Here is a 13,032-nt window from a genome sequence, read left to right as displayed (position 1 = left end):
GGTTAATTATGTAAATTATGTAAACCTTCGTAGGTAGCGATCGCCCGTTTAGCGTAATTACTCCAGTCCAGTCCTGTGTTCGGATCACGAATAGATAGGGCAGCTTCTCGTTTAGATTGGAGTAGTTCAGGATTGTTAGCTAAGTGTTTTAAACAAGTAGCGATCGCCTTACTATCCCTTACAGGTACTAAATATCCCGCCGGATACTCATTTATACCTGCCTCTAATTGGACTGGTTTTGTACTAGACATCGTTAGTAAGTCTTCACCGCCAGTATTAGTCGTACAAATTAATGGTAATCCGCAAGCAAGGGCTTGTGCCTGTACATACGCCAGACCTTCTTCAATACTCGCCATGACAAACACACTACTATTGCGGTAGTAGTTTACTAATTGTGGCTGTGGAACGTGACCAATTAATTTAATTCGTTCATCTCCTCCTGTTAATAAAAAAGGCGTTTCTGTCGTTGCGCCACCAACCAAACATAGTTCACTATTCAATATATCGGCCTCCATAAAAGCTTTCACTAGATAATGAATGCCTTTACGTACACTTAAAGAACCAGCATAAATAACACGAAATACATTATCCTGTTTTAACCCAGGTGAAAAGCTTTTGATATTTGTTCCAAAATGATTCAGGACTAGGCGTTGATCTGAAAACTCTTGGTCAATAAAACTACGTTTAACAAATAAACTAGGTACTGCTATCTTATCAGCGAGTTCATATTCCCGTAGTTCTTGAGCTACAATCTCTGGATGTGTTTCTACCCAATTTAAACCTAAACGTTGGTATTCTTCTTTCAGTAATTGATATTGCACACTCATATGAGAAGAACTACGTTCTAATAAAAATGGTACGTTATTCTGCTTTGCCCAATGCAAAGCAGGTTCAGAAAAACTTGACCAGCCATGTATTATGGTGCTGCCTTCTAGATATTTCTTAGCCGTTTTAGCAAATAAGTTATGAAGTAAAGATTGCGATTTCATCATTAACTTTTCTCTACCTATTTGATAGATAGCTTTTCCTAATAAAAGAGTTAAAGGCAGGCTAACTACTTTATCATCTGGTATTCCCCACTTACGGGTTTTATATTTCGGATAGTTTGTAATTAAGCGATGTAAAATACCTGCTGCATTTAGTTCTCTAGCTAAATCAAAAGCGTGCCATCTTCCGCCAACAACAATAGATATTTTCATACTTGTAAATCTGGTTTTCTACCAACTACAATAAGTGTTTGCGCCCAAGTTTCCTTAATATTTTCAGACAAAGGGATATAAGGAATAGCAATATTCCCAAGAATGAAGCAGGTCGGATAAATAATTTTAGAAATTACCAACGAAGGATGTCCAGCAAGAAATCCAAAGTAATTATGAGGTACTGCATGAATAAACTGGAGTGCTAAATCTTCAAATTCTTTTTTGTGTAACCTACAACTGTAGTCAATTTCAGGTACATTGTAACCGCCTAAACCTTTTTCTCTAACTAATTTCCTCATAAAATGTTGACCACACGGAACTACAGAAACAATCCAACCGCCTGGTTTAGTTAGAGAATAAAGCTTATTCCAAATTTGGTGACGTTGTGATAATTCTAAAAAATGCTCTACTACGCCGAAATGAAAGCACATATCATAAGAAGCGGTACTTTCATACTCAAAAATATCAGCAACTTCAATACTTGCTTTAATATGCTGAAATTTAGCAATCTCCTCTAAATAATTTTTAGCTCTTGATACTACATTAGCAGAAACATCTATACCATGAACTTCAAACCCATTTAACGCCAAACTTGCTAGATGAATTCCTCCTCCACACCCCAATTCAAACAAACGATTTGGTGGATTAATTTTTGTAATTCCTAGTATTTCCTGCCAAACTCTACCGAGCCGCTTAATTTTTTTCAAATTTGCTACTGAATAGCAGTGATGTTCATATCCTTCATGTTCTAACTGTTGTTTCCAAGCTTCACTAGCATCATAATAATTTGTATTCATGATCAAGTCCTTATTTATATAGTTCTCACTTCTAACTTTCTATGAAAATAAACACATACTGCTGCTTTTAAGGTAAAAGAGATTGTTATACCTAAGATAATTCCCAACTCTGACAACCACATTGCTAAAAATAGGACAATTATTAACCGAAAAAATGGCTCTATTGTTTGAATTATTAAGTATGCTTTTACAGCACCTGATAATTGCAAAGCAGAATGAAACTGAACAGCAGCCGCTTGACCCACAACGATAACAGCAACCCAAGGAATCATCCATTCTCCACCCTGAAAACTTCTACCCAAAAGTAAATTCATTAAAGAAGAACCTAACAAGATTCCTCCTATAACTAGGACTAGCAAAAGGCAGAATAAAACAGATACTGTTTTCATTAAATAACGCCTTACTAGATCAGGTTTTGTCCAATCCAATTTGGCTGTACTAGCACTTGCTAAGGCATTTGATACCAAACCCACTGGTAACATAAGTGCAGTGATGCCTGTGTAGTGACCTAAACTTACCAAAGAACCAAATATAGAAAAAGCCCATACATCAATTCTTGAAGAAAATGATTCCAGTGAATATGGTAAAAAAGCATGAAAAATAGGAAGTAATGGAGGTTTGTCTTTTAAATTTTCTCCTGTAAGTAAAGAGTTTATTTTCAGCAAACCCAATACTAAAGAAATAATATGGATAATAATATACACAAATACTAATGATTTAACAGATATAAATTTTGTTAAAAGTAAAAAAAATACTAACAATAAGTAGCTGCCTTGTAGTCCTATTCGCATTACATATTGCCCGTCAATACTGCCAGAAGCAACGTAAATTGCAGATAGACAACCACCGAGAAAATATATAGGAAAATTGGCATTGTAGATAATACTAAGCCAACGAATATTCTGTGGAATTTTATCAAAGGCTAGGCTTGCAAATACTCCTACTGGAATAAATATTGCAGACAGCCAAAAAGCATAGTATACAGTTCTGCGCCATGCTTCTCTAGATGAAATTTGTTTTGAGGTAATCAAACCTTTTAGCAGTCTGTCCCATTGACAACTACCCAAAACAAAAATAGTTGATGGCACAAGGATGACTAATGCAAGTAAACCTCTATCTTCAGCACCTAAAGTGCGATTCAACAATATAGAGGCAGGAAAAGAAAGAGCAGACATCAAAACTTCCCAGCCAAGACTACGCGATGCGCCAGGAGTAACTTTGTCTAATATCTTAAAAAAATGCTTAGGCATATCAACTAGCCTTTACAGCATAAACACGCATCACTCTTGTATAAATTCCTGTTGAAGCTCCTCCAGTTTCTACAATATGAATTAACTTGATTATTTGCCTAATTAAACCCCACATTACAAATCTAACTATCCCTTTTAAAGATGTTGGTTGTGGCCCATGTTCTTGAAACTGGAAATCTTGAAAACCACAGGTTAAAAGTATATGTTTTAAACTGACAGATGTATAAGTTACCTCATGGGTTAAGTCACCATAAACCGTACCACCAGCAAATGGTGAGTCACCATTAGGTAACTGCAATATTAAACTACCTCCGGGAATCAGTGCAGAGTGAATAGCTTCTAGAAATTTAAAAGCTTCTTCTTTATTGAAATGTTCTAGTATATCAAACGCAGTTATCAAATCAAATTCGTTCGGGTGTTGCAGTAAATATTTAATTGCATCAGCGCAAATAACTTGTGGAAATTTTTCACGAGCAATGTTAACTTGCTCCTGACTTATATCTACACCATGCAAATTAATAAAGCCTTCAGATTGCAATAGATTTAAAATGTTACCTGCACCACAAGCCACATCCAACACTTTGCCTGTTACTGGAACTTTCTTTAACCAATGACTACAAGCTAAACGAAGGTTAATTATATTACGAACATCCTGCTGTTTAGGATTCGGAAGCAAATCACGTAGAAACTGCTTATTTCCTGAAACATACGTATTATATAAACGCTGACGATATGTCATGTAATGTATTTGTTGATTGTTATTTATTTCAAAATATTTTCAATGAGAAATAGGTTTCGTTAATCGTACTAAATTAGCACTAAGTAAAAAATCATCCGGTTCACACTTATGAATATACTTTTGCTGTAATTGCTGAAAAAGTTCAGGAAATTCATGTTTAAATACTAAAGACCTAGGATTTAATTCAAGAATTAGACCTTTAATTTGAAACCCTACTTCCTGAAAAAAATGATAGTATTCTTTAGTGCTTAAACGTGAAAACAACCCTAGCTCAACATAACGCCCACCACTTTGAAAATCTTCATTAGGTTCTAAGAAATCTCGAAAGTATTTCATATACTCTTCAGCATTTAATAATAAATGGTTAAAAGAATTTTTTAGCCCTCCCCGTCCAGAAAAATGATCACCGCCAGCACAAAACCACAGAGGCCCGTAGCTAGCATACAGACTTCCCCCTGGTTTTAAAACACGAAATGATTCTTTAAGAACTGATTTTAAATCTTGACAATGTTCAAAAACTGCGTCAGATGCACATAAATCAATTGATTCATTTTTGAGAAAAGAATGATCTTCTAAAGCACATTGATGAAACTCAACATCAACATTGAATAAACGCTTACAATAATCTGAAATTTCTACCCAATAATTTTGAAATTCAAATAAATCAGTTGCAATGATTTTCTTAGGTTTTAATCTAGCCCATGAAATTACATCCCAACCAGTTCCAGTTCCTTGAACAAGAATAGTTGCTTCTTTAATTTGACAAAGTTTTGATCCCCAAAGACGACGAGCTTCTAAAGGCATTCCTCGTCCTGGAAGTACAAGAGAAGGTTGCAGGCTCTTGAAAGTCTGCGGAGATAAAAATTGACTGGCATAGATAGATAATAAAGGGCGAGTAAAAAAATAAAATAACCTCTTAAGTATGCTTGTTTGATGTAATTTATCTTGTTCTAACCAAGATAGATTGTAGTAATTTTCCATAATAACTAATCACAACATAGCTCTAATATAGTTTTTAATCGATTTGTATATGTATTTGTATCTTTGACGATAATTTGCATCCCCAGTTTTCTCATTTGTTCTCTTTCTATAGGATTTTCTAATAACCATTTACATTTATTTGCTAAATCTTCTGGCGAACTAAAAAAACCATAGTCAGGATATCCTGCTAAGATTTTTCTGTGTTCTTGAGTATCTTCGTAAATTCCACAACCGCCACAAGCAGCTATTTCAAATGTTCTCATTGTTGACTCATCTTGATTACGTTTTCTAACAATACCGAGTGACAACTTAGAACAATGAATGGCTAACCGAAACTCATGTTCAAAAACTGCCGGTAGTTTTTGCCATGTTTTTAAGTTTATGTTATTCCAATCATAGCCATAAATTTTGAAATTCAATTCCTCCAATCCTTTTAATGAGGATATAGCATCCAGGAAAGGAACACGTTCACTATCACCCATGCCAATGAAAGAAATATCTGCTCTGAATGATTCTTGATCTGATTGGGAGATATTTTTTGGTTGATAACAAAGAAAGGGATCATACGCAAATGGTAGAAATCTTACCTTCTTAACTTGATGTTTATTTAATTCTGGCAAAATTTTTGTTTTGGTACTTATAACTAAGTCATATCTTTGAAGGTTTGATAAGAAAATCTCGCTACGATGGTATTTATTCCAAGGATAATCAGTTAAATAATTAACAGTCTTTGCACCTATTTGACCAGAAATATCAAAAACTTCAGATTTTAAAGGAAAAATTCCTGTTACTAGAATTAAGTGTGGATTGAACTCCTTGATCAAACCAACAATTTTTTTATTGAAAGACCACCATTCTAAAGGACGCTTTCCTGATATTTTGAAGAATACTCTACCCCATAAATGTTTCATGGATGGAGCATAGTAATTCCAATTTGTATCACTGGTAAATAATAATATATCTAAATCTTGAGATGCTCTAGCTAATATAGAACCTAATTGATATCTTTCTGAAGTATTACCAATAATTAATATTTTAAAATTCATTACCGACAGAAATAATTGAATGTAAACATTTTGAAGTATATAACAAATTTTGGATATTCTATTAAAAATCCATGATTGTAATAGAATATCCAACCATTCAATTGTAAATCTGGTTTTTGCGCTAATTCTAGGAATGCTGGGGCAAAATACTGCAAGGGATGGGTAACAAGGACTGCAAGCCTTGTAGAATTTTTTTTAGATTGTTCTGAAGTATTCTTACCTGCATGAAAGAGTCGCAAATCTTTTGTTTTCATGTTGATTCTAGGTGCTTTATCAGTAGTTATTCTATTTCCTGCTGGAAATTGCTACTGAAGATATTTGCACTTTATATAATGCCCATGACTTTACACAATCTAAATACTCAATCACCTCAGAGATAATACTGAAATCCAAACCAATCACAGCAATCGCAGACCAGTAATCTTACTCAAGCCAGACTTAATCTTATCTTGCTTGCGATAATGCTTTTCTCCAGAATCAGAGTAGTAGTAATCGTAGTAATTGTGACGATAACGGTCAATCTCAACACCATTCACCACCATACCTAACACTGGTACTCGTGAATGCTCTAGCAGAGCTTTTGTAGCCTTAGCTGCCTCAGAATTGACTACACCAGGTCTAGCCACTAACAAGATACCATCAGCCAAATTACCAACTATCATGGCATCAGCTAACATACTCAACGGTGGCGTATCTATAATGATGCAATCATACTCTTCTCTCACTTGGGCAATTAAACTAGCCATACGTTGAGAATCTAGCAATACTACTGGGTTGGGTGGAATTGTCCCAGCCGTCAATAAATCTAGATTAATCACTACTTCCTTAGCAGTTTTAGCAAACTCTGCCTGTCCCACCAACACATTACTCAAACCCATCATATTGGGTGTTTCCCAAACTTCATGTTGATGGGGACGACGCATATCTGCATCAATTAATAGCACCCGCTTACCCATTTGGGCGGTAGCTACTGCTAAGTTAGCTGCAATAAAAGATTTACCCTCACCCATCACAGAACTACTGACAACAATTACCTTCAATTCTTTATCAGAGAGGGTGAAACCCAAGTTAATTTGCAGCATCTCAAAAGCTGCATTCACAGAGGAATAGGGGTTATTCAGTACAGGTAACTCCGTTGGTTTTTCACCATGAGCCAATCTCGCTTTTTGGTCAAAAATCGGAATTGTACCCAATAAGGGATAATTGAGTAAGCGTTTGGCTTCTTCTGCGGTTTTGACAGACTTGTCTACAGATTCTAGTAATAAGGCAATTCCCAAAGCTGCGAAAATACCTAAAAATCCTCCCAGAGCTAAATTCAAAGCGATACGCGGAGAAATCGGTTTCTTAGGCATCAACGCTTCAGAAATCACCCTAGCATTACCCACATTCTGGTTTTCCACTACCTGCACATCTTGCAAGCGTTTCAGCATTTGCTCGTAGCTTGTGCGTGCTACTTGTAACTGCCTTTCTAAACGTAACTGTGTTTGTTCTAGTTTGGGCAAACTTCTCATCCGTGCTTGATAACGCAGAAAAGCCTTCATCAAAACACCAACTTGATTTTCCAGTCCCAGGCGTTGTACCTCTGTCTGTACTAAATCAGCAGTTAGAGTTTGTTGCAGTTGTCCAACTTGTAAATTCTCTTCTTCTATAGACTCATTCACACCAGCAGTTTGGGAAACTCGCCGTTCCAAATGCTCTCTGAGAGCTTGTTCTTTTTCTAATAAATTGATAATTACAGGATGCTCGTCAGTATAGCGCGATCGCTCCACTGCTAACTGGTCTTGTACTTTGCGATATTCTGTTAACACCTGCTGCACAGCATTTGACTGACTCAACTTACTCAGTGCTACAGCCTGCTTTGTCGTTAAAGCCAATTGCTGTTGCAAAGCATTAGAACGGCTTCTTGCATCCGCTAGTTGCGCCTGAAGCCGGGTAATTTCGTTGGATAATTGATTTAACCCTTTTACCCCTTCCTTGGCTTCTTCCTCTAAAGAAACAACCTTGTATTGTTCTTTAAACAAACGCAAAGCCAATTCTGATTCCGTGACTTTAGCTTCTACTATAGGTAGCTGCTTATCTAAAAATTCCCGCGCTGCCCTAGCTTCAGAACGGTTAACTAGAATATTATTTTCTAGATAAGCACTCATCAATGAATTGATGACCTTAGCTGCTTCTTGAGAATTTGTACTGCGGTAAGAAATCTGCAAAATATCAGTTCCCCGCACACTTTTCACCGTCAACCGACTAAGAAAAGCATCCAATTCCAAGGGGTTGCCTTCCCCGTCGGTCAGATTTAGATTATCAATAGTCTTCTGAGAAATAGTATTAGAACGAATCACCTCAGCTTCTGTTTCCAGGGGGTTAGAAAGATTTGTCACTCCACTGAGTTGTCCCACCTGTTCACTAATACCTGTAAGAGAAGAAACACCACTTTGTTTATTAAAAAGTAGTTTACCCTGTGCTTCATACATTGGTTTTTTGCTGAAGGTTAGCAACCCCGTCAAGCCAAATACAGAGGCGATAATTAGGGCTATCAACAGCCAACGTTTTTTGACAGTTAACCAATACTGTTGAAAATTAATAAAATCTTGTTCTTCTTGATCAGAAGGCATAATACACCTAATAAATTTATTTATACAGCCATCAGTTTTCGTGACACACCAATCAGTGATCAGGCTACACACAATTATGATGAATGATGTGTAATCTTAAATCCAATTGATATTATTCAATTTGTTACTAGATGCAAACCCTAATATTGATGTACTTTTAATAAGGCATTATGAAGCTTTTTGTCTTGGAAATCCTACGTAATTTCACTATATTTTCAACAGAGTATCAATTCTTTACGTTTAAAAATGTGTGGAGACAAATGTGGTTTGATGGTATCTGTCCCGCCTCATACCAATTCTCTATGAAGTTGCCCCGAATAAATGATGTAGAGACGTTGCATGCAACGTCTCTACAGTAAAGAATAAAGTGCATCTATGGCTACGCCAGGCAAGCTACATCAAGAAATGGTATCAGAATAAATTCCCTGAATTGTCAATTGAGGATAATTTTTTGCTATAGCTAAATATTTAAGTAATCTCCACATAGCTAAGTGGCAGCAATCAGTAATAAAAAATAAAGCTATAGAACTAATAAACTTGGGTGTATACCGTAGATAGTTATCTACGTTTACTAAATTGAAATCTACTGTATGAATTTCACTACTATAGGATTCCTACTTGATTTTTGAACAGATATGTAGTCAGTCCAGTAGGGTGTGTTAGCGACAGCGTAACGCACCTATTACGAAGGTTTTGGTGCGTTACGACTTACGCCTAATACAACGGCAATATTACAGGAGGAAAATCCACACTGCAATTTGCCTCCCCTACATATACTGAAATTTTTCACAAATCAAATCGGATTTCTAGATTCTGAGGCTGTTGACAAAATTATCATCTAACAACAGTTTTTACCTGTAATTATCATTTTTTTGCAAGTCGCTATGACTGGCATCCCCTTTGGCGATGTCTAGTTTGCCATTGTTAATATTTAGAAATCATACAGATGCACATTACTCTTAGTGTTAGCAATCAAGGAAGTAAGTTACATCACACCCACAACATCCTCTGCATATCGCTACTACTAGGGGATATTGTGGGTTTAGTGTTGAGCTTATTTGTAAGTTTCTCGATAAATTGGGATCAATATCTCAATAGTTTTGATGCCTTAGTTAATTCCTTATTTTGTTTGCTAGTGATGGCGGGGTTATATTTAGCAGATACCTACCATCCAGATAGGCAAATTTCTGGGTTACGCGCTCCGGCTCGGATTTTAATTAGCAATATGCTTGTTGGCTGCATCTTTTTTGCCATTCTGCATATGATTGAGAGTGCAGAAAAGCTAGCTCTATGGAAATGGCAGATTTTGCTTCCTAGTCTGGGTATATTGACTATCTGGACAGTATGCTTAAGAATATGGGCAGCAAAATGGGCGCGATCGCAAGCTCAAAATCGCCGATGGTTAATTTTAGGTGCGAATAAACAAGCGATTGAATTTGGTAAAAGTTTTCTCAAATACAACTCATGGGGTCGGCTAGTAATCTTAGCCACCACCAACCAAAACACCCATGAATTAGCCAATAATCATCGCATTTGTGTTACTAGTTTTGACGACTTACCCCAGTGGACTCAGCAACCGTGGTCAGGGGTTATAGTAGCTACTCCAATACAATTATCAGATATCCACAGAGAGCAGTTGATGCAGTTGCGTCAGGCTGGTGTCCCCATCTATGGTATTCCTGATATTTGTGAAAGCCTCTGGTACAAAATCCCCTCGTCTTTACTCCAAGATAACTGGCTAGTATTTAGTGCGGGATATCACCTCACCTCTAGCAGCATTAGCCAAAAAATCAAGCGCGTCACCGACATCATTTTGGCATCGCTGTTATTTGTGGGTTTGTTACCCCTGATGTTAGTAACAGCCATAGCTATTAAATTAGATAGCCCCGGCCCTATTTTCTACAGTCAAATCAGAACAGGTCTACAAAGAAAAACCTTTCGGGTTTACAAATTTCGGTCTATGTACCAAGATGCCGAAAAACGGGGGGTGCAGTGGGCGCATGAACATGATCCCCGTATTACTAGAGTCGGACGTTGGCTACGTTTATTGAGAATTGATGAACTACCACAGATTTTCAACGTTTTAGCAGGGGAAATGAGCCTCATAGGGCCGCGTCCAGAACGACCAGAATTTGATGTCAAACTACGCCAAGAAATTCCTTACTATGATTTGCGTTATTTTGTCAAACCGGGAATTACTGGTTGGGCGCAAGTGATGTATCCCTATGGCGCATCAGTAGAGGACGCTTACGAAAAGTTAGCTTACGACCTCTACTACATCAAGAATTATTCACCATTTTTAGATTTAGCGATCGCCTTCAAAACCATCCGGGTCATCTTATTAGGTAAGGGCAGATGAAAAAGAAAGTTTTGGTCACAGGTGGAGCAGGATATATTGGTTCTCACGTAGTCCGGCAATTGGGTGCGGCTGGCTATGATGTCGTAGTGTATGACAATTGTTCGACAGGCTTACCCCAAGCAGTCCTCCACGGTGAATTAATCGTTGGCGATTTAGCTGATTCAGACACTCTTTATCAAGTATTTTTGCAACATAAATTTACCGCCGTCTTACACTTTGCCGCTAGTCTCAACGTCCCGGAATCTGTCGCTTATCCGCTAGAATATTACGCCAACAACACACGTAACACCCTCAACTTGCTGCGTTGTTGTAGTGATATGGGGGTTGACCAAATCATCTTTTCCAGTACAGCAGCTGTCTATGGACAACCTGCAACCAATCCTGTCACCGAGTCTACACCCACCGAACCCATTAACCCCTACGGACGCTCAAAACTTTCCTGCGAATGGCTAATTCGAGACTACGCCACAGCCTCATCTCTGCGGTACGTAATTTTACGCTATTTTAATATCGCGGGCGCAGAACCAGGAGGCAGACTAGGGCAAATGTCCCACGATGTCTCTCATTTAATCGGAGTCGCCTGTAATGCCGCACTCAAACGCCAACCAGGTATCAGAATTTTTGGTACAGATTTTCCCACCCCAGATGGCACAGCTATTAGAGATTATCTTCACGTTGAAGACCTAGCATCAGCCCATTTAGACGCTTTACGCTACCTAGAAGCAGGTCATGAGAGCCAAATTCTCAATTGCGGTTATGGACAAGGGTATAGTGTGCGCCAAGTCATCGAACGAGTCAAAGCCATTTCTGGGGTAGATTTCCCAGTCATCGAAACAGGTCGTCGCCCTGGAGATCCTGCTTGTGTCATCACCTGCGCCAAAAAAATCCGTCAAGTATTAGGATGGCAACCTCAATATAATGACTTGGATGTAATTGTCCAAACTACCCTAGCTTGGGAAATGCGTCGTCAAGGTACGGTACTCAATCCAATAGTCCAACCTTTACTGAGAGTAGGAGTGTAGGGGAAGCAGACCTCTCTCTGGTTTATCCCCACAATAATTATTTACACCGACCTAGTTAAACCCCCAGATAGAATTGGGTTTGCTCAAAACTTGTCAAAATTATAGCTACATCATTTAATTTTGAACTAACCTATGGGATTCGGTATTGGGGATTTATTCTGGATTTTCTTGCTGCTGTCTTCCTTACAACCCATTTGGCAGAAACGCCAAATGGAGTATCGGCGTTTTCGCGCCCTCCAAGAATTTCAACAAGAACGCAAAAGCCGTGTAATTTTATTAATACATCGTCAAGAGTCCATCAGTTTACTAGGTATTCCCCTATCTCGCTATATCACCATTGAAGACTCAGAACAAATCCTGCGGGCAATTCGTCTCACGCCGCCTGATGTTCCCATAGATTTAATTCTCCACACTCCTGGCGGTTTAGTATTAGCTACCGAACAAATCGCTAGAGCATTAATTCGTCATCCATCAAAAGTCAGTGTTTTTGTGCCTCACTATGCCATGAGTGGCGGCACAATGTTAGCTCTTGCCGCCGATGAAATTGTCATGGATGCCAATGCTGTCTTAGGGCCTGTTGATCCCCAACTTGGTAACTACCCAGCCGCCAGTATCCTCAAAGTAATTGCAGATAAACCTATTAGTGAGATTGACGACCAAACCCTAATTATGGCAGACCTAGCAAACAAAGCTATTCACCAAGTACAACGCTTTGTGCGGACTCTGCTCAAAGATAATATACCCAAACAAAAAGTTAGGCTGGAAGATATCGAACCAATAATTGAAGCTTTAACAACTGGACGTGTTACCCACGACTACCCCATCACCGTGGAAGAAGCTACAGAAATGGGGCTACCCGTAAATGTCGGACTGCCCCGTTCTATATATGAATTGATGGATTTGTATCCACAACCACAAGGCGGAAGACCTACTGTGCAGTACATTCCCATGCCTTATGATGACCGTCGTCCAATTCTGCCAACACCTAAAGGTAGACCGATGGAAGAACCAAATCAGAAAACCTGAC

10 protein-coding genes are annotated in these 13,032 nt (G+C 38.2%); 3 read left to right on the top strand and 7 right to left on the bottom strand.

Annotation, left to right across the window (positions count from 1 at the left end):
- Positions 1-2: 2 nt before the first annotated feature.
- The 7 genes from ACPZ3T_RS12580 to ACPZ3T_RS12550 form a co-directional block, all read right to left on the bottom strand.
- On the bottom strand, positions 3-1,199 hold the full coding sequence (locus ACPZ3T_RS12580) for a glycosyltransferase family 4 protein (protein ID WP_490276697.1): 1,197 nt from the start codon (positions 1,197-1,199) through the stop codon (positions 3-5).
- Positions 1,196-1,996 carry a class I SAM-dependent methyltransferase gene (locus ACPZ3T_RS12575; protein WP_490276696.1) on the bottom strand — a complete coding sequence of 267 codons (801 nt, stop codon included), beginning with the start codon at positions 1,994-1,996 and terminating at the stop codon, positions 1,196-1,198. Before ACPZ3T_RS12575 ends, ACPZ3T_RS12580 begins: the two co-directional genes overlap by 4 nt.
- A gap of 14 nt (positions 1,997-2,010) precedes the next feature.
- Positions 2,011-3,246, bottom strand: a complete 1,236-nt coding sequence (locus ACPZ3T_RS12570; protein WP_490276695.1) for a lipopolysaccharide biosynthesis protein — start codon at positions 3,244-3,246, stop codon at positions 2,011-2,013.
- A gap of 1 nt (position 3,247) precedes the next feature.
- Entirely contained in the window at positions 3,248-3,985 is a 738-nt protein-coding gene (locus ACPZ3T_RS12565; protein WP_490276694.1) for a class I SAM-dependent methyltransferase, read from the bottom strand.
- A gap of 39 nt (positions 3,986-4,024) precedes the next feature.
- Positions 4,025-4,966 carry a class I SAM-dependent methyltransferase gene (locus ACPZ3T_RS12560; RefSeq protein WP_490276693.1) on the bottom strand — a complete coding sequence of 314 codons (942 nt, stop codon included), beginning with the start codon at positions 4,964-4,966 and terminating at the stop codon, positions 4,025-4,027.
- A gap of 5 nt (positions 4,967-4,971) precedes the next feature.
- Complete coding sequence (locus ACPZ3T_RS12555) at positions 4,972-6,012, bottom strand: CgeB family protein (RefSeq protein ID WP_490276692.1); 1,041 nt, start codon at positions 6,010-6,012, stop codon at positions 4,972-4,974.
- 398 nt (positions 6,013-6,410) lie between these two features.
- Positions 6,411-8,624 (bottom strand): GumC family protein, encoded by a 2,214-nt coding sequence (locus tag ACPZ3T_RS12550; RefSeq protein WP_490276691.1) that lies wholly within the window; start codon positions 8,622-8,624, stop codon positions 6,411-6,413.
- A 946-nt stretch (positions 8,625-9,570) separates the two neighbouring features.
- Between ACPZ3T_RS12550 and ACPZ3T_RS12545 the strand changes: the two genes are divergently transcribed.
- The 3 genes from ACPZ3T_RS12545 to ACPZ3T_RS12535 all read left to right on the top strand — a co-directional run bounded on the left by ACPZ3T_RS12545 (position 9,571) and on the right by ACPZ3T_RS12535 (position 13,031).
- Positions 9,571-10,983: a sugar transferase gene (locus ACPZ3T_RS12545; RefSeq protein ID WP_490276690.1), complete on the top strand. Its 1,413-nt coding sequence runs from the start codon at positions 9,571-9,573 to the stop codon at positions 10,981-10,983.
- On the top strand, positions 10,980-12,005 hold the full coding sequence (gene galE, locus ACPZ3T_RS12540; RefSeq protein ID WP_490276689.1) for a UDP-glucose 4-epimerase GalE: 1,026 nt from the start codon (positions 10,980-10,982) through the stop codon (positions 12,003-12,005). Before ACPZ3T_RS12545 ends, galE begins: the two co-directional genes overlap by 4 nt.
- Before the next feature lie 132 nt (positions 12,006-12,137).
- Complete coding sequence (locus tag ACPZ3T_RS12535) at positions 12,138-13,031, top strand: SDH family Clp fold serine proteinase (RefSeq protein ID WP_490276688.1); 894 nt, start codon at positions 12,138-12,140, stop codon at positions 13,029-13,031.
- Position 13,032: the final 1 nt, after the last annotated feature.

The organism is Aliinostoc maniaoense, from assembly GCF_058172895.1.
The sequence above is the reverse complement of the archived record's forward strand: the minus strand, read 5'-3'. Positions and strand labels throughout refer to the sequence as shown.